Below are 19,186 nucleotides of genomic sequence, written 5' to 3' on the forward strand. Positions count from 1 at the left end.
CACTGGGCTGGAACCCCACAGCCACACCCGGCATCCCTGGGTCTCCCGATCCTACGAGTGACCGGAAACAACCCACCAACAACGTAAGGAACCCCCACATGCGTCAGGTGACCGTACGGCTGACCGCTCACGACATCGACCCCGAGACCGCCTACCGGCGGATCCGCGATTTCCGCCAGTACCCGGAAGTCACCGAAACCGTCCGCGAGGTCGTGGTCCATCCGCCCCATGCGGACGGCACGGTGGTGTCGGACTGGACCGTACGCTTCCGTAACGGTCTGATGCGCTGGTCGGAGCGGGACGCCTTCTTTCCCGAGACCCTGACCATCGGCTTCACCCAACTCAGCGGCGACTTCGAGGTGTTCGAGGGCACGTGGCGGTGCGAGTCCGGTACGGACGGCACGACGGTGACCTTCGACGCCGCGTTCGACCTGGGCATTCCCACCCTGGCCGAGATGCTCGACCCGGTGGCCGAATCGACCCTGCGCAGCAACATCGAGAGGATCCTGCGCGGACTGCTCGGCAAGGTCACGCCCACGCCGGCCGAGCTCGCCGACGCCGCCTCCGCCGCCGTACCCGTCTCCGTATCCGCGCATGGCTGACCTCACCCTCGCCCCGGCACAGCGGCCCACCGGGCCGTCCCGTCCCGCCGCCGCGGGATGGGACACGCTGCGGGACGAGCCCGGTCCCGACACGGTGCGCTGTCTCGGTCTCTACGCCAGACTCGCCGCGGGTGTCACCGTCGTCACCGCCCTGGACGGCACCGGCCGTCCCGTCGGGATGACGGTGTCCGCGCTGACATCCCTGTCCGCCCGGCCGCCGCTGCTCCTCGCCTGTCTGCGCAGCGGTGCGCGCACCCTGGCCGCCCTGCGCGACCAGGGAGCCTTCGCCGTCAACCTCCTGAGTGAGCGCCAGCGCCCCACGGCCGAGACCTTCGCCAACCCTTCCGTGCCGCCCGCGAGCCGCTTCGCCGGCACCGACGTCCGGCATGTGCTGGGCCTTCCGGTGTTCACCGACGCCCTCGCCTGGTCGGTGTGCCTGGTCGAGGACGTACGCCGATACGGGGACCATCACGCGGTCGTCGGACGCGTGGTGGCGGTGGACGTGAACGGCGACGGGCAGCCGTTGCTCTGGCACGACAGGGCGTTCCGCACCCTGAGTGGATGAACCGGCGCACACGGCAGGACGGGGCCTTCACCGCGGTCCGCGCCGGCCGCCGGTGCGTGGCGGTCACGCCGCTCCCCGGGCCTGCTCCCCGCCCGGGGTGAAGGTCACGGGGAGCTGCTTGACGCCACGCACATTGGGGCTGCGCCGCCATACGAGTTGCTCCTCGGGCACCGCGAGCGTCAGGTTGTCGCACGCGCGGAGGAGGGCGGGGAGCGCGACGGAGAGCTCCATCCTGGCCAGCGGGGCGCCGAGGCAGTAGTGGATGCCGTGTCCGAAACCGAGGTGCTGTCGGGTGCTCGGGCGGTGGAAGTCGAGTGTGTCGGGGTCGTCGAACACGGCCGGGTCGCGTCCGGTCGCGGCGGTGCCGATCAGGACGGCGTCCCCGGGCGCCACGACCGCGTCGCCCATCCTGATCTCCTCGGTGGCGAAACGGACGTTGGCCACGGCCACCACGCTGTCGTACCGCAGGAGCTCCTCGACGGCGGCCGCCGTGGCGGACGGGTCGTCACGTAGCTCCGCGAGGCGGTCCGGATGGCGCAGCAGGGCCAGTACGGAGTTGCCGATCACGTTCGCGGTGGTTTCATGGCCTGCCAGGAGCAGCAGGAACGCCATGGAACGCAGTTCGTCGTCGTCGAGGGCGTCGGTGCCGTTCTGGGCGGCGATCACCGCGCTGAGCAGGTCGGTGCCGCCGTTGCCGAGGGCGAGGGCCTTGCGCTTGCTCGTGATGAGGCCGGAGAGGAACGCGCTGATCTCGCGGTAGGCGGCCAGTGCCTCTCGGGGGTCGTCGGGCTCCGACGCCGCCGTGACGGACCAGGTCCGGAAGTCGTGCCGTGATTTCTCGGGCACACCGAGGAGTTCCGAGATGACCTGGAGGGGCAGTTCGACGGCGAACTCCTCGACGAGTTCTGCCTGCCCCCGATGCCGGAAGCGGTCGATGAGGCCGCGGCACACGTCCTCGGTCCACGGCCGCAACTCCTCGACACGACGTGGCGTGAAGGCGCGGCTCACCGGCCGGCGCAGCCGCGTGTGATCCGGCGCGTCGGACAGCAGCATGTTCCGCGACAGCCCCGAGACGGACGTCGCGAACACCCAGGGCGCCAGCTCACGCAGGTGCGGGGCGGCCTTGGACCGGTCCATGCTCAGCCGCTGATCGGCCAGCAGCCGCTGGACGGTGTCGTGCCCGGTGGCCAGCCAGCCCGGCAGCCCCCTGACCACCGCGGGCACCAAGGGGGCTGTCGCACGCAGCCGGGCGTAGCGCGGGTAGGGGTCCCGGCGCAGGGCCGGGTCGTCCGCCGACAGGTCGGTCACGTCGTCCAAGGGCATGGGCAGTGCTCCTTCCGGAAGCCGTACCGCATGCACGGACGGGCCGGCCCAGGGGTTCACCGGCCGTGGCCCTTTCCGCGCCGAGCGGCTCACTGGACGGACGCACCGTCCGGGGCGTACTCGACCTCCATTGCCCGGGGTCCCCAGAAGAGCTTCGTCGGACCGGGTTCGAAGTGGCTGACGGTGAACGACCCGAATCTCCTGAACAGTTCACGGAAGACCACGCGCACTTCCAGCCTGGCCAGGGCGGCACCGTGCACAGGGTGGCTCCCTCACCGAAGCCGACGTGCGTGGCGCTGTTGGCACGGTGCAGCAAGAAGCGGTCCGGTTCGGGGAACTGCCGGTCGTCGCGATTCGCCGCGCCGCGCAGCAGGATGACGCCGGCGCCCCGCGGGATCGTCACGCCCCGCAGGTGCAGGTCGTCGGCGGCCTGCCGGGCGTTGTACTGGGTGGTGCTGTAGTAGCGAAGTGCCTCGTCGGGCAGGTTGTCCAGCAGCTGCGGATCCGCGCGCAGGGCCGCTGCCTGGGCAGGATTCTCGGAGAGGGCGCGCATCGTATTGCTGATCAGGTTGGTGACGTTCTCGAAGCCCGCGACCAGTACGGTGAAGCAGAGCGAGATCAGCTCGTCCTCCGTCAGCCGTTCGCCTTCCTCCTGCGCGGCGACGACCAGGTCGCTGATGAGGCCCTGCGGCAGTTCCCGTCCCGCGGCGAGCATGCGTCGTCGTTCGCCGACGACCGCGGTGAAGTAGCCCTCGAAGCCCCCGCAGCCGTCGATGGCCAGCTTGGTCTGCTCGTCGGTGGGGAAGGGGTCGACGACCGGAAGCACCTTCCTCGTCCAGCGGAGGAACGGCTCGCGGTCCTCCGACGAGATGCCGAGCAGCTCGCAGATGACCTGGAAGGGCAGGGGATAGCCGAGCGTCCCGATGAGGTCGAACCATCCACCCGACGGGTCGAGTTCCGCCTCGTCGATCAACCGGCCGCAGATCTCCCCGATCCGGGGAGCCAGCCGCTCCACCCGGGAGCGGACGAAGGTCTTCGTGATGAGCCTCTTCAGCCGGCCGTGGTCCGGCTCGTCCAGGCCGAAGATGTTGTCGCCGAGAATCCGGTACAGGGCGGTGCCCCGGTGCGCCGTGAAAAGCCCCGTCACGGAGCTGCCGCGGACGAGTCTGCGGGAATCCCTTCCCAGGCCGGCGACATCCTCGTAACGCGAGAGGAAGTACAGCCCGGTTTCCTCGCTGAAATGGACGGGGTCCTTGTCGCGCAGTTCGCGGTAGGCGGGATACGGATCGTCCATGACGCCCGGTGTGAAGGGGTTGAACCCACGGGCCGGTAGCAGTGTCATGCACGACGGCACGTACGGGTGCTCGTCGCGGTTCGAGCGCGCCCATGCCTCTGTGAGTTCCGCTCACACATGGTGTGAGTAATGATCGATTTACTTGCGCGTCGCGTTGCGGGAAATTGATGAAACCTGGCACATCAAGGAGAGGTCCGGCATGCAGAAGATCAATATTGCCGAGGGCTTCGCGTCGTTCAGTGACACCTGGAGTCCTCGGGTGGCCGGTGTCGTGGGCGGCATGGAAGTCAAGCTCGCGAAGTTCAGCGGTGAGTTCGTGTGGCATCACCATGAGGTCGAGGACGAGCTCTTCCTTGTGGTGCGCGGCAGGCTGCGCATGCGGCTGCGGGACGGAGACATCGTCGTGAACCCCGGAGAGTTCCTGATCGTGCCGCACGGCACGGAGCACTGTCCTGTGGCGGAAGAGGACTGCGAGGTTCTGCTGCTGGAGCCGGCCACCACGGTCAACACCGGCAATGTGCGCAACGAGCGGACGGTCACCGCACTCGATCGCATCGACCAGACGTCCTGATTCGTCTCGACACCCTGTCGGCCAGATTCCTCACCAGGAGCGACACGTGCGCCCGATAGCAATCACCATGGGTGATCCCACAGGCATCGGCCCAGAGATCATTCTCAAGCTCGTCACCGACAAGCGCTGCGACGTCCCCGTCCTTGTCGTGGGCGACTGCGGAGTGCTCCGCCGCGCCGCTGCAGCAACCGGCCTCGATGTGCCGATCCGCACCATTGCCTTGATCGAGGACTTCGTTCCGGCCCCAGGCCTCGTGCAAGTACTGTCCGAGACGACGCTGCCGGACGATCTGCCGTGGGGACGGATCGACGGCCGAGCGGGCCGAGCGGCGTACCAATACGTCGCCAAGGGCGTGGAACTCGCCCTCGCCAACCGGATCGCCGCACTCGTCACCGCCCCCATCAACAAGGCCGCACTGCGTCTGGCCGGAGTTCCCCACCCCGGCCACACGGAAATACTGGCCGACCTGAGCGGCACCCGCGAGTACGCCATGATGATGGCCAACGACGTTCTGCGCGTGGTGCTGGTCACGATCCACCAGTCGCTTCGCGACGCGCTCGACGGAATCACCATGGACGCCCAGCAGCGGACGCTTCGGCTCACCTGTGAAGCCCTCCGCAGAGCCGGTATCGCCGAGCCCAGGATTGCCGTGGCCGGTCTGAATCCGCACGCCGGTGAAGAGGGCTTGATGGGCCGGGAAGAACTCGACATCATCGCCCCCGCCGTGCGATCAGCACGGGCGGAAGGAATCGACGCCAGCGGTCCATGGCCCGCCGACACCGTGTTCCTGCGCGCCCGCAAGGGCGAGTTCGACGCCGTGGTGGCGCAGTACCACGATCAGGGACTCATCCCGGTGAAGTACCTCGGATGGGAAAACGGGGTCAACATCACCATCGGGCTGCCGTTCGTACGCACCAGCGTGGACCACGGCACCGCATTCGACATCGCGGGCCGGGGCGTCGCCGACCACACCAGCCTCCTCACGGCGCTCCATCACGCCCGCACGATGACGGGTATGAGGTGACAGCGCAAAGCGGTCCACCGACCGCACTGCGGGAACCGTGCCCCGGCCGCAGCCGTGTGGACCCATCCGTCCATTTTCAGGCGGGCGCGGATCAAGACCAAGGAAGGTTCCGGTTTCCCGGCCGAGCTTTCGCCATCTGCCCTTGAGGAAAGCCCCATGGATTTCATCTTCATGCTCACTCGCGACGACCGGACCGTGCGCGACTGCCTCAGTCTGATCGACAGCCTGGCGGACCTGGACCTGCGACATGTCGGCTTCAAGGACGTCGGCGTGGACAACGACACCCTCGCTTCCTTGCATCGCCGCATCAAGGACACCGGCGCCACCAGCTACCTGGAGGTGGTCAGTACGAGCCGGGAACGTGCTCTTGACTCGGCACGCATGGCCGTCGACCTCGGCGTCGACTGCCTCATGGGCGGGACCTGGGCGACGGAGACGCTCGAGCTGGTCGATGGCACGGGAATCTCCTACCTGCCCTTTCCCGGCACGCCGACAGGCCACCCCACGAGGCTCGGCGGCACCGCGGACGACGTGGCCGAAGACTGCCGGCGGTTCGAAGAAGCCGGTTGCGCCGGCGTCGACCTGCTCGCCTACCGCGCAACCGACGCACCACCTCTGGACCTCGTGCACAGTGCCCGCAAGGCGACGTCCGGCCGCCTCGTCGTCGCGGGCAGTATCGACAACCCCGAGCAGATAGCCGAATTGGCAGCAGCCGGAGTCGACGCGTTCACCGTCGGCTCGGCCGCCATGGCCGGGGCCTTTGCCCCCCATCTGGGAACGCTGCGGAGCCAGCTCACCACGATCCTGGACGCCGCCGCGAACCGGTAGGACCGGGCAACCGGTTCGTGCGTGCGTGCCTGTGCCCCGACGGGCTGCCGGGGCACAGGCGGTGGCGGGGAGGGGGTGCGAGCCGTCAGGCCGTGGCGGCCTTCTCGCGCAGGACCTGGCTCGCCGCACCGAGGTGGCGCGCGAGGTCCCAGTACGACTCCAGCACCCCGGTCTCGACGTAAGGAATCTCCCGTTCCGTACAGAACTCCTTGACGATGGGGTACGCGTGCCGCAGGGCGGCCCGCGGCATTCCGGGGAAGAGATGGTGCTCGATCTGGTAGTTCAGGCCGCCGAAGAAGAAGTCTCCGACAAGACCCGTGGGCAGCGTACGCGCGGTGAGTACCTGTCGTTCCAGCCAGCTCCACTCCTTCCCCACCCGGGTCGGGAGCCCCTTGTGGTTGATGGCGAAGCCCAGTCCGAGCAGATAGCCGAGCAGGCCCTGGTGCACCGCCAGGAACAGCAGCGCGGTCGGCCACGGAAGGATCAGGAAGACGGCGCCGAAGAACAGCACCGCGTGCAGGGCCATCAGCCCGCCTTCGAGGAGGGGCCGGCGGATGGCCCTGCGGCGCAGGGCGATGATCCCGGCGATCCGCAGGACGACGGCCTCGAGGCCCAGCAAGGGGAAGAACAGATAGCGCTGGTTGGCGGCGAGGAAGCGGGCGAATCCCTTCCGGTCCTGCGCCTGTTCCGGCGCGAAGACCGCCACGCGGCGCAGGATGTCCGGATCGAGCTCCAGATGGTTGGGATGGTTGTGATGCCGGTTGTGGTGCTGCACCCACCAGCCGAAGCACACCCCCAGCATCAGATTCCCGTGGATCAGCCCGAGCACCTGGATGACCTTCCGGGACCGGGTGATCTGCCGGTGTCCGGCGTCGTGCACCACGAAGGCGAGCTGGCCGTGCCAGACGGCGAGCCAGACCGCCACCACGGCCACCTGCCACCAGACACCACGGCAGAGCACGAGCGCGGCCCAGCCGACGGCGTTCATCAGCCAGACCACGGCGATCCGGGCCGCGTACCGGCCCTTGCGGGGCCGCATGAGCCCGGCGTCCTGGATGCGGCCGGTCAGTTCACGGAAGTCCTCGTCCACCGTGCCGGAGCTGTCCGACGAGGTGCTGACTGCGGGGCTGTCGGTCATCGGCGTTCCACCGACCCTTTCCTTCTCCGAATTCGCGGAATCGGCGTTCACGGAGCCAGACCCATGTCGGCGAGCCGCGATTCCTGTGTCGTACGCGCCCACTCGGCGGCGGCCAGCATCCGCTCCTCGGCGGTGGTGTCGACCAGACGGCGACCGGGCCACAGCTCGTAGTCGCCGGCGAGGTCGCGATGCTGCTCCAGACCCTGCTGGTAGAGCTGCTCGCGCCGGTACGTCAGCTCCTGCACCGGCAGCCGGGACCACAGCTCGTTGCCGCGCCCGACCAGCTCCCTGATCCGGTCGAGCTCCTCGGGATGCCGTCGCAGGTGGCGCCGGACGATCGTGCTGCCCACCGACAGATGCCGGATCTCGTCGATCCCCGCCGCCCGCTCGATCTCGGCGGCGGGCGGGTCGAAGGGCCGCCACTTGCGTTCGCTCAGCTCGGCCGTGGGCGCGAGGACCCCTTCGACCAGGACGGTCAGGGTGATCACACCGCCGATGTAGTCCCGGTCCTTCTCCAGGACGGACAGGCCGAACTCCTCCAGAGGCGTCAGGACCGCGTCCCGGTCGGCTCCGGCGAGCGACTCCATGGTGGCTTCCAACCGGTCTTCCGGCGTGCCCAGTTCGAGCAGATGGCCGCGGAAGGCGTACGCGTGACGGGCTTCGTCCATCAGCTGGGTGCTGTAGAAGTCCATCCCGGCGAGGTCGGGGGCGTAGGCGACCAGGAAGGAAATCGCGCGTGCCGCCTTCTCCTCCGCCATCGAGCGGAAGGCCAGCTCCTGCATGACGGCCTGCCGCAGCGGTCCGTCCTCCATCATGTGGTCCGGCACCGCCACGTCCGCCGAGCGGCCCATCGGATCGCCGCCGAGAGTGCCCTCCGGCACAGCACGGAACCAATAGCCCAGATCGCAGCCTTCCGGCGTCAGATCGGTGTGCAGCGCGCCTTCCAGCAGGCCCGGGGCGAGGTGCCGGTCGGCTTCTACGGGGACCTTCGCAAGGGATGTGGTCATCTCAGCCTTTCTACGGGTCGAGGAGTCGAGGGAATGGAGAGGTCGAGAGGGTTCACGGGGATGTGCGCCACGCCCTGTTCACGCATGGCCGGGCGCTCAGACCGTCCTGGTGAGGCGCATCAGCTCCCATACGGCGCCGGGACTCACACCGCCCTGGAACGCCAGGTACTCCGGCTCGATCAGCTGCGGGCGCCATTTGAGCTTGAAGGACTCCTGGGCCACGGCCGGATACAGGGCCTGCCCCCTGGCTCCCAGCAGTTCCACACAGCGGTGCAGCGCGCGGCTGGTCGGACCGGGCGCGGCGGTGTCCGGCCGCAGCTGGACGAACGGGGTGAACCCGAGGTGCAGCCAGCCGCACCCTTCCTCCTGGAACCGGCGCAGAGCGGTGGCGAACATCAGCTCCACCGTGCCGGGCGGTGCGTCCGGCAGCCGCCGGGTCAGGTCGTACAGCCAGCCGGCCCGCTCACCGAAGACGGGCGAGTAGGAGACGTAGCCGACGGTCCGCCCCTCATGAACGGCGGTGAACAGGCGCCTGTGCGGTGCGCCGGGACCGCCGCGTTCGCCGATGAGGAATTCCAGTTCCTTGACGTGGCGTCCCTTGGCCCGCAGCCAGGCGGCGTCCACCCGGTCGAGGGCCGCGGCGACCGCGTCGCCGTCCCGCTCACCCGCCCGTAGCTCCGTCGCGGTCACACCCTCCCTGCGGGCCCGGTTGACCATGTTGCGCACCTTGACCATGCGCCGGCCGCCCAGGCCGTACCCGTCCAGCGCGATGCTGAACGAGGCGCCGAGCTGGTTGACGACGAAGCCGTGCCGGGCGTGCAGTTCGGCCCCTTCGCGGGACAGCTGCAGGGCGGTGACCCGGCGTCCTTCGCTCCGCGCCCGTGCGAGCAGCGCGGCCAGCAGTCGTTCCTGGTCCTCGGCCGCGCAGACCGGCCCGCCCAGTTGGAACAGGTGCCGTCGTCCGCCTCGCCGGTACGGGATGAATCCGTCGACGCCGTCCGTGTGGAAGCGGCGGTTGTCGCTGTTCAACGCGAGGAACGCGCTGCTGTGGCTGCCGTGGCGGCGCAGCATCTCGTACGCCTCCGCGTCCGTCGGTGCCGTCCGGGCACCGGGCGGCTGGGGGAGGGGGCCGGGGCTCATCGGGCTGCCGCCCGGTACCAGGGGACGGTGGCGAAGTCCCGTAGCGCGGACTGGACGGAAGGGTGGGGGAGCGGCTCGAAGGACACGGTGAACGACTTGGTGAAGTTGCCGAACAACGCGCGGTCCGCGAACAGATGGATGGGCAGGACCAGCAGCGCCCACTCCCAGCCGTACACCAGGACCCAGGCGCCGAGGACCGCGCCCTGCACGCTCAGGCTGTGCATGGTGTTGTAGAGCACGTAGTAGATCCGGGAGATCCGTTTGTCGGGGCTGCGGCGGTAGGCGATCGCGCCGGGCAGATAGCCGATGAGGTCCACGTAGCCGAAGAGGACGACGGCGACCCACCAGCGCACCTCGTCGAGGTGGGCGAGGAAGAATCCCGCTGCCACCAGCAGCCCGAGCAGGTACTCCAGACGCAGGATCCGGTAGGTGGTGGGGGTGTGGCAGAGGTTGTCCCCGTCCACGGTCACCGCCCGCCGGACGACCGGATCGCGGACACCAGGGCCATGCTGTCCTTCTCGATCCCCGCGAACGCCTCCAGATGGGAGGCGAACCGCTCGACCGCGTACGGCAGGGCGAGCAGGTCCGCGACCTCGGCCCGCCAGCCGTGCCCGCCCCACCAGCGCTCCGCGTCCGCGAGCTGCCAGACCCATGGCGTTCCCGAACCGGACAGGGCCTCCAGCCAGGGCTTGACGAAGGGCGATTCGGCGGCGTCCGCGTTCAGGCACTCGGCGCCGAGGGTGCTGCCGGGCGCGGAGATCTCGGTCAACGAACCGACCAGGGATGCGACGGCCGTCGGTTCGAGGTAGAAGAGCAACCCCTCGCACAGCCAGGCGATGGGACGGCTCGGGTCGAGTCCCGCGGCGAGCGCCGCCTCCCGCCATTCGCCCGCGAGGTCGGCGGCCACCGTGGTGCGGCGGGCGGCCTCCGGGAGGCGGCCGCCCAGGACCCGCTCCTTGAAGGCGTGCACGGCGGGCAGATCGATCTCGAAGACATGGGTTCCGGCAGGCCAGTCGAGGCGGTAGGCCCGGGTGTCGAGTCCGGCTCCCAGCAGGACCACCTGACGGCATCCCGCGCCCGTCACGGAGAGCAGGTGGTCGTCGAAGAAGCGGGTACGGACGGCCAGCCAGTCGGGCAGCACCTTCTGCAGGACGCCGGACCCCGGAGGAGCACCGGCCTCGCCCGCGGCGGCCAGGAACTCGGCTGCCAGGGGGTCGCGGAAGAGCGCGTCCGGGCGGGCGGACTCGTGCGCCCGCATACGTACGGTCCACAGGGCCGTCTCGGAAACGCCCTCCAGGTGGTCGACCGGCCGGTCGGCCGACGGAACGTCATGGCGTGGTGTGGGCATGGGTCAGTCCTTCGTGCGTACGGGATGAATGAACGAGCTGCGATGAGAAGCGCGAAGCGCGCATCGGGCAACGGTCGGAGTCGGGGGAGGGGAGGGCTCAGGAGGACGGGCGGCGGCGGTCGAACAGCAGCGCCGCGGCTCCCAGCGCCAGCAGCCCGCGCGACGGTGTCCAGGGCCGCTGCCCGCCCATGGCCGCGGGGGTGTGCGGCTCGTGGAGCTGGAGGGCGAAGCGGCGGTTGGCGGCGTCGGCGAGCACACCGCGCCACTGTTCGGGGGCCGTCGCCGCGGTGACCAGCAACTCCATGGTGTTGCGGGCGACCTGGTCCAGGGAGAAGTACTCGCGCAGCAGGGCCATGATGATCCCGCGTACCTCCGCCTTGAACACGTCCGCGAGGGCGATGTCCGGCGCCAGGCAGCGCACCGAACCCTCCAGGTTCGCGAAGGACTTGCCCAGCAGGGAGATGGCCGGCGCCGAGCCGATGCCCCTCCTGGTGGCCTTCTCCAGCACGGTCGTCAGGGACACCCCGAAGTTGATGTCCTCCAGCGAGGCCGTGGCGACCTTGGGGACCAGGGCCGCCATGTCCGCGGCGAACGCGGGCAGGTTCGACCAGGGGGTGACCCTCCCCATGTCCGCCCACGCGTGGGCCAGGCCGTGGCCGTCGTTCTGGGCGATGGCCATGAGGAGCGGGAGCAGCTGCAGACTGGTGCGCCGGTCGATCCTGCCGACCATCCCCCAGTCGATCAGCGTGGCCGCTCCGCCGGGCAGGGCGAAGACGTTGCCCGCATGGGGGTCGGCGTGGAACATCCGGTCGACGAAGTACCCGCGGTACATGAAACGCAGCAGGTCCTTGCCGATGTCCGTGCGCTCCCGGTCGCTGAACCGGTCGCGGTCGAGGTGGCGTACGGAGGCGCCGGGCGCCAGGGACTGCACCAGGACCTTGGGGGTGGCGTGGATGACCCGGGGGACCTCGAGCGTGGGGTAGCGCCGGACGTGCTCGCGGGCCTCGTCCATGTTGCGCGCCTCGCCGGTGAAGTCCAGTTCGGGTTCCATCGCGTCGAAGATGGAGCCGAGCATCGCCTCCATGTCGATGACCTCGTTGAACCGGGGTGCCGTACGGGCCACGATCCTGGACGCCTTGCGCATCAGGGCCATGTCCGCCCGGACCGTGTCCCGGATACCGGGCCGCTGCACCTTCACCACCGCGGGCCGCCCGCCCGGCAGCGTCACCCGGTACACCTGGGCCAGCGAGGCCGCCCCCAGCGGACGGGTGGTGTCGATGTCGTCGAAGCGGAGCTTCCAGTCCGGTCCCAGCTCCTCCCGCAGTACGGGTTCGAAGACGGCGAACGGCTGGACATCGACCTGGTCATGGAGGTTCTGCAGCTCGCCGATCAGGGAGGCGGGCACCATGTCGGGCCGGGTGGAGAGGATCTGACCGAGCTTCACGTAGAACGGGCCGAGACTTTCCAGAGCATGGCGCACCGACCTGGCCCGGCGCGCCTCGTCCCCGGCGGAGGCCTCGGCATCCGCCGGGGACACAGGACCCCGCCTGGATCGTCGGCGCTCCCGCGTCACCTGGCCGACCTCGTCGGCGACGAGGCTTCCCAGCACCTTCACGACCAGCCGGAGCCGGCTGCCGAGCATGGCACCCATGTGTCACAACCTCCTGGGCCTGACGAGTTCTGTCGGTCAAAGCGGTGCGGTCACACACCGCACGGTGAGACGGCGCACGCCTGGTGGCGGCCGACGAACGCCGGGGTCAGCGCGTGCTCAGCTCCCCTTCCTGGCTGCCGGTGTCGCGGCACCGGCGATGCCCTTGACGTTCTCCAGCACGCCGACGAGGGAGGCGAGGAGCTCGGAGAGCTGGGCGATCTGCCGTGGCAGAGCAGCCAGGCTCTCCGCCATCTCCGCCGCTCCTGACACGGCCGATACCGCACCGCCGGCCGCTTGTCCGAGTGCGGCGAGCGGATTGCCACCACCGGCGGCCCCGGCGAGCGCGGCGAGCGGATTCGCACCGCCGCCCGCGAGCGCGGCGAGCGGGTTGGGGGCGGCCCCGGTCAGTGCGGCGAGCGGATTGGCTCCACCGGCGCCGCCGGCGAGCGCCGCCAGCGGGTTGACCGCCGCAGCCCCGGCCCCGGCTCCGGCCGCGGCCTGGGCGGCGTTCGCGAGCGCGGCCACGGGATTGGCCACGCCGCCGAGCGCCGACATCGCGCTGACCGTCCGCAGTACGTCGCCCGGCAGTCCGGCCAGCGCCTGATACGGGTTTTCCGGGGTCATCCAGTACGCGGAGTCGGTGTCACTGCCTTTCCGGTCGAGAATCTCATCGAACGCCTTCTTGGTGCTGTCGGCGATGTCACCGATGAAATCCTTGATGGTGTCCTGGGTGTTGTTCTTGCCCACGGCCGGGCTCCTCTCCATCTCACCTGCGCCCCCGGAATTCGGGGGACGTTTCGATGCGCCCGCCGGCGCCTGGCACCCGCGCGGCGAGCAGGGAAAAATGCTATGCCGCAACGCCGTCCAGAGCCTTGGCGCAGACGATCCGGAGCCTCGCCCGGCCCCGAGTGAATGCGCCTTCGGCGGCCTTGACCGAGATCTGATGGATGCGCGCGAATTCCAGAGTGGAGATTCCATGGGCGCGCGCGAGGACCACTTGCCGTTCCCGGCCCCGAAGAAGTTGGACCTGCTGGAGCAGCCAGCGCCCGAAGTCCTTGTCGCACACGCCCTCATCGGGCATCTCGGGCGTATGCACGTCCGCGGCGCGACACAGGAGCCGACGACTCCGTTCCAGCTCGCGGTAGTGGTCGGCGCACAGGCGCAGGGCGACCGAGGTCAGAAAGCGGCCGATCCGCTCCTGGTCCAGATTGCCGTGAGCTGCCGCCCGCACCATGGCTTCATGGACGCAGTCCTCTGCGTCCTGAGAATTTGGAAGCCGTCGGCTCACCAGTCTTATCAGCCGCTCCCGGTGACTGGCGATCTCGTCCCAGGATAACTCCTCGAGAGCTTCTCCCCGGGGTTTGTTGATTTCCGGATCGACGGCGATACCTAAGTCGCTCGATCGGTGGTCTAACGAATTACTACGGTCCATGGCCTCGAGCTGATTTCCTGGCGCGGATTCAGATATCCGCACGACCTGTTTCGCACCCGTCGGGCAATTTCTTGCCGGGGTGAGATGCCGGGAAACCGGAGCGGACGGCTTCCATCCATCCGCATGGAAAATGATCAAACCGAGTGCCGGGTGCGGGTCGTTCGTGCTACAAGATGTTGAAGCGACTGCCGCGCGGCGGGGCGTCCGCCGAAACGTTAAGTCGTAGGTGAGCGCGTCGCGCCGAGCCCGCATTCACCGGCGGACCGGCCGGCGGTGAACTCGTGCCCCGCCCCTTGAGGGACGGGCGGGCGGGGACTAATCGCCGCGACCGGTCGCGGCGACGGTGACGCCGAGGCCGACCATCGCGAGCCCGCCGGTACCGCCGACCAGGGAGAGCCGCTTCGGCGAGCGGGCGAACCAGCTCCGTGTGTTCGCCGCGACCAGCCCCCACGCGCTGTCGCAGACCAGCGCGATGACATTGAAGACCAGGCCGAGCAGCAGTATTTGAACCGTGACGTGCCCTTGGCCGCGGTCGACGAACTGGGGCAGCACGGCGGCGAAGAACACGATGGTCTTGGGGTTGGCCACGCCGACCGCGAAGCCCTCCCACAACGTGCGCAGGCTGCTTCGGGACGCCGGAGCGCCGCCGTTGATCGCGGCATGCATCGACCCGCGCTGCCGCACCGCCTTGATGCCCAGGTACACCAGGTACGCGGCGCCCACGAGCTTCAGTGCTGTGAACGCGAGGACCGAACGCTCCACGACGGCCCCGACCCCGAGAGCCACGGCGACGACGAGGACGTACGCCCCGATCGTGTTCCCCACGACCGTCGTCAGCGCGGCGCGGCGACCCTGCGCCAGGGCTCGCCCGATCACGAACAGCACACTGGGGCCGGGAATCACGATCAGCAGCAACGACATGGCCGCGAACGCCATCAGTCGGTCGGTGGACACCATGCGGCCCATGGAAACACGGCGCCTCTTCATGCCCGCAAGCCATTTTCGCCCCGGCCCGCGACAACCTGGTGCGCGACGATCGGGACCCGGTGCGCGACGACCAGGACCTGGTGCGCCGACGCGACGCGGTTCCGGTCGGCTCGTCATTTTCGGGCTGTCGTACGAGGCCTCATACCAGAGCGGGACGCTGCGTGGGCAAGTTTGTCAACTGCCCACCGCACATGAACGGTTCGCGACTACCGTGTGTGGTCGGTGATCAACGGTGGGCTCACAGCACCCTTGACACCTCAGCACGCCGATCGGCCACCGAACACCGATCGGACACCGAATCCTGGGCCACGTACCAAGGACGCTGATGTCTCAACTTCGCGCACCCGCCGCGCGGCCTGACCGCCGCGAGGGCGGGCGGCACGGCCGGTCAGGCTCCCGCCCCCTCTCCGCCGCGAGCAGGCCACAGGCCAGGCCGCCGTCTCCGGAAACCCGTATACGCCCCCAACTGCTGCGCACCGCTGTGCTGCCCGCCGTGGTCGCCTCGCTCGGCGGCGCCGCCGCGGTGCTCTTCACGGTCCGCTCCACCGAGGCGCGGCCATCGGCCGCGCTGTGGGTCGCGCTCGCCGGCTCCGCGGCCCTCGCCGTCGCGGCCGTGGTGGCGGCGGCGCTGGGCGCGGACCGTGCCGCCAAGTCGGTGCTGGACCGCTGCCACGCCCTGCGTCGCTCGAGCGCCCGCGGGCAGGCCGATCTGCGCGCCGTGGTCGAAGGGCTGCGGCGCGGTGAAGGCCCGCCCGCCCGCCGTGAGGGGCCCCCCGCACCGGGCGGGGACGAGTTCGACCTGCTCGCACAGGAGCTGGGGCGGTCCTACGACGCCGCCGTCACCGCGGTCGTCCAGGCGTCCCGGCTCTCCAGCAGCGTCGGAAACGAACAGAAGGTCGAGGTCTTCGTCAACCTCGCCCGCAGGCTCCAGTCACTCGTGCACCGGGAGATCTCGCTGCTCGACGAGCTGGAGAACGAGGTCGAGGACCCCGAGCTGCTCAAGGGGCTCTTCCACGTCGACCACCTGGCCACCCGCATCCGTCGGCACGCCGAGAACCTCGCGGTGCTCGGCGGCGCCATTTCGCGCCGACAGTGGTCCAACCCGGTCACCATGACCGAGGTGCTGCGTTCGTCGATCGCCGAGGTGGAGCAGTACCCCCGGGTCAAGCTGGTGCCCCCGATCGACGGCACCCTGCGCGGCCACGCCGTCGCGGACGTCATCCACCTCCTCGCCGAACTGGTGGAGAACGCCACGCTGTTCTCGGCACCGCACACACAGGTCCTGCTGCGTGCCTCGCACGTCACGGCGGGCCTCGCGGTCGAGGTCGAGGACCGGGGCCTGGGCATGGCGGTCACCGAGCAGAACAAGATGAACGCGCTGCTCACCGACCCCGACCAGGTCAATGTGGCGCATCTGCTCCAGGACGGCCGCATCGGCCTGTTCGTGGTCTCGGCCCTTGCCCGCAGGCACGGCATCGCCGTCCGCCTCCAGTCCAACATCTACGGCGGCGTCCAGGCCGTGCTCGTCCTGCCCCAAGGGCTGCTCGGGCCCGAGCCGGGGAGCCACACGGGTGCGGAAGCCACGGCGGCGGCCGGTCACCAGGCCGTCGCCTACCAGTCGGCCGCCCACCAGGCGGCCGGTCAGCAGGAGGTCGGCCGGCGGGCCGCGCCCCCGGCGGAGGTGCCGCCCCCCGTCGCCGAGGCCGCGCACGCCGGTGGCCGGCGGTCACTGACGTACGCCACGACCGGACCCGGGATCCCGCACCAGCCGCCCGCCGCGGCCACCGGGCCCCTGCCCGTGCGCGGCGAGCAGCCCGAGCGGCCGAACCCGGCCGCGGCCCGCTCGGGCGTTCCCCACCCCGGTCCCGCGCCCTCCGGCGAACCGCCGCAGGACGCCGCCGTGGTGCGCGGCACCATGGGCCGCCCCCAGCTGCCCAAGCGCCGCGCTCAGGAGCATCTCGTACCCCAGCTGCGCAACGACCCCGCCCCGCGACGCGCGGCCGCGGCTGCGGCCGGGGCCGAGGAGCAGGCGATCCACGACCCCGGGCTGATGGCCGCCTTCCAGCGCGGCATCGGCCTCGCCGAGTCCCAGAGCGGGCACAGCTCACAGACCCCGCACGACCCGCACAGCGCACAGCCCCCACAGGACAACACCTACAAGGAGTAGATGCACATGGCGAGCGATGCGCCGACCGGCCATTCCTCGGATCTCGACTGGCTGCTCAGCGGCCTGGTCCAGCGGGTGCCCCACACCCGCAACGCGGTTCTGCTCTCCTCCGACGGCCTGGTGAAATCCGTGCACGGCCTGGACACCGACAGCGCCGACCACATGGCCGCCCTCGCCTCGGGACTGTACTCCCTGGGCCGCAGCGCCGGTGTCCGGTTCGGCGAAGGGGCGGAAGTCCGGCAGGTCGTGGTCGAACTCGACACCACCCTGCTCTTCGTCTCCACCGCGGGCTCCGGCACCTGTCTCGCCGTGCTGGCGGGTCGGGAGGCGGACGCCGCGGTCCTCGGCTACGAGATGGCGATGCTGGTCAAGAGCGTGCGGCCGTACCTGATCACCCCGGCCAGACAGCCGGCCGGGACGCCGAGCGTCACGGGGCACTGACCGTGCCGACCTCGCAGGACGGGCCCTGGCTCGACGACGCGGCCGGCCGCCTCATCCGTCCGTACACGGTGAGCGGCGGCCGCACCCGTCCGACGGCGGCGCTCGATCTGCTCTCCCTGGTGATGGCGACCGGGACCACGCCGCAGGGCCACCTGGGGCCGGAACACGCGCTGGCCCTCGGCCTGTGCGACGGGCCGACCTCGGTCGCGGAGATCGCGGCGCACTTACGGCTCCCGGCGGTCGTCACCAAGGTGCTCCTCTCGGATCTCGTGGACTGCGGGGCGGTCACCGCGCGGGCGCCCCGCTTCCAGGAGACCCCTACCGACCGTTCCTTGCTGGAGGCAGTGCTCGATGGCCTACGACGACGGCTCTGAAATCGACGACCCCTTTCCCTCCGCGCTGAAGATCCTCGTCGCGGGCGGCTTCGGCGTGGGCAAGACGACCTTCGTGGGTGCGGTCAGCGAGATCGAGCCCCTGAGCACCGAGGAGCTGCTGACGACGGTCAGCGAGGCGACCGACAGTCTGGAGGGCGTGGAGTCCAAGACCACCACGACGGTCGCCATGGACTTCGGACGCATCACCCTCGACGACCGCAACGTGCTGTATCTCTTCGGAACGCCCGGCCAGGAGCGCTTCTGGTTCATGTGGGACGAGCTCTCCGAGGGAGCGCTCGGGGCGGTCGTCCTCGCCGATACCCGCCGCCTGGAGAACTCCTTCTCCGCCGTCGACTTCTTCGAACGGCGCGGTATCGGATTCGTCGTCGCCGTCAATGAGTTCGACGGCGCGTTCCGCTACGGACCGGAGGAGGTGCGGGCCGCGATCGACCTCAAACCCGAGGTCCCGGTCGTCCTGTGCGACGCCCGCGTCGGCAGCTCCGGAATCCGGACCCTCGTCACCCTCGTCCAGCATCTGCTGACCACCACCCCGGCGCCCGCACCGGCGCCGAGCTACGGAGCCCCGTCATGACGTACGACCCGACCGGCCATCTGCTGCTGACCCCCGTCGACCCGGAGGCGCCCGTACGAGTGCGGCGGCTGCGCCAGCTCGGCCTGGGCGAGCGGCCCGAGCCGGCCTTCGACGAGTTCGCCCACAGGCTCGCGGAGGTGACGCGGGCCCCGTATTCGATGGTCAACTTCATCGACGAGAACCGGCAGTTCTTCGCGGGACTGCACACGCCCTCGGGTACGCACTCGGGCAGCGACCTCCACGCGGCGACCGTATCGACGGGCGGGGACGTCAGTCGTTTCATGGACCGCGACCACGGCTACTGCCCGCATGTGGTGGTCCGCCGCAAGGCGCTCGTGCTGGAGGACGTCTGCGACTACCCGCGCTTCGCGGGGAACCCGGTCGTGGACGAGATCGGCATCCGCTCCTACCTCGGGGCCCCGCTGATCGACCGTACGGGCATCGCCCTGGGCACGATCTGTGTGGTGGACACCGAACCACGGCCCTGGGGCCGGGCGGGGCTGGAGACCATCAAGTCGCTCGCGGCGGAACTGGTCGAGCAGATCCACCGGCGCGAGGACGGCGGACTCTGACTCCGGGACTTCGGACGCGAGCCCGGACGGGGGCACGGAAGAGGAAACGGACGGGGGAACGTCCGCGGCCCCGGGTGCGCACCCGGGGCCGCGGACGTTCCCCCGTCAGTCCGTCAGACCACGGCCACCA

The 19,186-nt window shown here is 70.0% G+C and carries 21 protein-coding genes and 1 pseudogene; 10 read left to right on the forward strand and 12 right to left on the reverse strand.

Features of this window, described 5'->3' with window-relative positions; all coding sequences use genetic code 11:
* The first annotated feature begins 98 nt into the window (after nt 1-98).
* Together ABT342_RS36145 and ABT342_RS36150 are read left to right on the forward strand one after the other, a co-directional pair.
* Nucleotides 99-602, forward strand: coding sequence for an SRPBCC family protein (locus tag ABT342_RS36145; protein ID WP_351583190.1), 504 nt, complete (start codon nt 99-101; stop codon nt 600-602).
* Nucleotides 595-1,167 carry a flavin reductase family protein gene (locus ABT342_RS36150; protein WP_351583193.1) on the forward strand — a complete coding sequence of 191 codons (573 nt, stop codon included), beginning with the start codon at nt 595-597 and terminating at the stop codon, nt 1,165-1,167. Before ABT342_RS36145 ends, ABT342_RS36150 begins: the two co-directional genes overlap by 8 nt.
* Before the next feature lie 63 nt (nt 1,168-1,230).
* Here ABT342_RS36150 and ABT342_RS36155 read toward each other — a convergent pair whose 3' ends face one another.
* The 3 genes and pseudogenes from ABT342_RS36155 to ABT342_RS36165 all read right to left on the reverse strand — a co-directional run.
* The gene (locus ABT342_RS36155) at nt 1,231-2,490 is read right to left on the reverse strand and encodes a cytochrome P450 family protein (RefSeq protein ID WP_351583196.1); all 1,260 of its coding nucleotides are present in this window, start codon (nt 2,488-2,490) and stop codon (nt 1,231-1,233) included.
* A gap of 89 nt (nt 2,491-2,579) precedes the next feature.
* Nucleotides 2,580-2,750, reverse strand: coding sequence for a hypothetical protein (locus ABT342_RS36160; protein WP_351583248.1), 171 nt, complete (start codon nt 2,748-2,750; stop codon nt 2,580-2,582).
* A 56-nt stretch (nt 2,751-2,806) separates the two neighbouring features.
* A pseudogene (locus ABT342_RS36165) lies at nt 2,807-3,832 on the reverse strand (cytochrome P450); the annotation flags it as partial.
* 94 nt (nt 3,833-3,926) lie between these two features.
* On the opposite strand from ABT342_RS36165, the gene ABT342_RS36170 reads away from it, so the two are divergent.
* The 3 genes from ABT342_RS36170 to ABT342_RS36180 all read left to right on the forward strand — a co-directional run bounded on the left by ABT342_RS36170 (nt 3,927) and on the right by ABT342_RS36180 (nt 6,207).
* Entirely contained in the window at nt 3,927-4,355 is a 429-nt protein-coding gene (locus ABT342_RS36170; RefSeq protein ID WP_351583198.1) for a cupin domain-containing protein, read from the forward strand.
* Nucleotides 4,356-4,401: 46 nt separating this feature from the next.
* Nucleotides 4,402-5,379: a 4-hydroxythreonine-4-phosphate dehydrogenase PdxA gene (pdxA, locus tag ABT342_RS36175; RefSeq protein WP_351583201.1), complete on the forward strand. Its 978-nt coding sequence runs from the start codon at nt 4,402-4,404 to the stop codon at nt 5,377-5,379.
* 156 nt (nt 5,380-5,535) lie between these two features.
* Nucleotides 5,536-6,207 carry a beta/alpha barrel domain-containing protein gene (locus ABT342_RS36180; protein WP_351583204.1) on the forward strand — a complete coding sequence of 224 codons (672 nt, stop codon included), beginning with the start codon at nt 5,536-5,538 and terminating at the stop codon, nt 6,205-6,207.
* Between the two features lie 85 nt (nt 6,208-6,292).
* Here the strand turns inward: ABT342_RS36180 and ABT342_RS36185 are convergent, their stop codons facing one another.
* The 9 genes from ABT342_RS36185 to ABT342_RS36225 all read right to left on the reverse strand — a co-directional run bounded on the left by ABT342_RS36185 (nt 6,293) and on the right by ABT342_RS36225 (nt 14,880).
* Nucleotides 6,293-7,345, reverse strand: coding sequence for a fatty acid desaturase family protein (locus tag ABT342_RS36185; RefSeq protein ID WP_351583207.1), 1,053 nt, complete (start codon nt 7,343-7,345; stop codon nt 6,293-6,295).
* 47 nt (nt 7,346-7,392) lie between these two features.
* Nucleotides 7,393-8,352, reverse strand: a complete 960-nt coding sequence (locus ABT342_RS36190) for a VlmB-like protein (protein ID WP_351583210.1) — start codon at nt 8,350-8,352, stop codon at nt 7,393-7,395.
* Nucleotides 8,353-8,448: 96 nt separating this feature from the next.
* On the reverse strand, nt 8,449-9,492 hold the full coding sequence (locus tag ABT342_RS36195; RefSeq protein ID WP_351583212.1) for a bifunctional lysylphosphatidylglycerol flippase/synthetase MprF: 1,044 nt from the start codon (nt 9,490-9,492) through the stop codon (nt 8,449-8,451).
* Nucleotides 9,489-9,956: a hypothetical protein gene (locus tag ABT342_RS36200; protein ID WP_351583215.1), complete on the reverse strand. Its 468-nt coding sequence runs from the start codon at nt 9,954-9,956 to the stop codon at nt 9,489-9,491. Before ABT342_RS36200 ends, ABT342_RS36195 begins: the two co-directional genes overlap by 4 nt.
* A 2-nt stretch (nt 9,957-9,958) precedes the next feature.
* Nucleotides 9,959-10,840 (reverse strand): SAM-dependent methyltransferase, encoded by an 882-nt coding sequence (locus tag ABT342_RS36205; protein WP_351583218.1) that lies wholly within the window; start codon nt 10,838-10,840, stop codon nt 9,959-9,961.
* Nucleotides 10,841-10,937: 97 nt separating this feature from the next.
* On the reverse strand, nt 10,938-12,491 hold the full coding sequence (locus tag ABT342_RS36210) for an ABC1 kinase family protein (protein ID WP_351583221.1): 1,554 nt from the start codon (nt 12,489-12,491) through the stop codon (nt 10,938-10,940).
* Nucleotides 12,492-12,608: 117 nt separating this feature from the next.
* Nucleotides 12,609-13,238, reverse strand: coding sequence for a hypothetical protein (locus ABT342_RS36215; RefSeq protein WP_351583224.1), 630 nt, complete (start codon nt 13,236-13,238; stop codon nt 12,609-12,611).
* Nucleotides 13,239-13,338: 100 nt separating this feature from the next.
* The gene (locus ABT342_RS36220) at nt 13,339-13,923 is read right to left on the reverse strand and encodes an RNA polymerase sigma factor (RefSeq protein WP_351583227.1); all 585 of its coding nucleotides are present in this window, start codon (nt 13,921-13,923) and stop codon (nt 13,339-13,341) included.
* Between the two features lie 315 nt (nt 13,924-14,238).
* Nucleotides 14,239-14,880: a LysE family translocator gene (locus ABT342_RS36225; protein WP_351583230.1), complete on the reverse strand. Its 642-nt coding sequence runs from the start codon at nt 14,878-14,880 to the stop codon at nt 14,239-14,241.
* A 355-nt stretch (nt 14,881-15,235) separates the two neighbouring features.
* Here ABT342_RS36225 and ABT342_RS36230 point away from each other — a divergent pair, with 355 nt between their 5' ends.
* From ABT342_RS36230 to ABT342_RS36250, 5 genes are read left to right on the forward strand one after another with little or no spacing between them, the layout of a single operon-like run.
* Nucleotides 15,236-17,077 carry a sensor histidine kinase gene (locus tag ABT342_RS36230; protein WP_351583233.1) on the forward strand — a complete coding sequence of 614 codons (1,842 nt, stop codon included), beginning with the start codon at nt 15,236-15,238 and terminating at the stop codon, nt 17,075-17,077.
* 6 nt (nt 17,078-17,083) lie between these two features.
* Nucleotides 17,084-17,518, forward strand: a complete 435-nt coding sequence (locus tag ABT342_RS36235) for a roadblock/LC7 domain-containing protein (protein ID WP_351583236.1) — start codon at nt 17,084-17,086, stop codon at nt 17,516-17,518.
* Between the two features lie 2 nt (nt 17,519-17,520).
* A complete protein-coding gene (locus ABT342_RS36240) occupies nt 17,521-17,892 on the forward strand; it encodes a DUF742 domain-containing protein (RefSeq protein WP_351583239.1) in 372 nt (123 codons plus the stop codon).
* Nucleotides 17,870-18,484 (forward strand): GTP-binding protein, encoded by a 615-nt coding sequence (locus ABT342_RS36245; RefSeq protein ID WP_351583242.1) that lies wholly within the window; start codon nt 17,870-17,872, stop codon nt 18,482-18,484. Before ABT342_RS36240 ends, ABT342_RS36245 begins: the two co-directional genes overlap by 23 nt.
* Nucleotides 18,481-19,056, forward strand: a complete 576-nt coding sequence (locus ABT342_RS36250) for a GAF domain-containing protein (RefSeq protein ID WP_351583245.1) — start codon at nt 18,481-18,483, stop codon at nt 19,054-19,056. The genes ABT342_RS36245 and ABT342_RS36250 overlap by 4 nt, the downstream gene beginning before the upstream one ends.
* The last annotated feature ends 130 nt before the right edge of the window (nt 19,057-19,186 follow it).

It is taken from the genome of Streptomyces sp. NPDC000410 (assembly GCF_040300305.1).
In the GTDB taxonomy this organism is placed as follows: Bacteria; Actinomycetota; Actinomycetes; order Streptomycetales; family Streptomycetaceae; genus Streptomyces.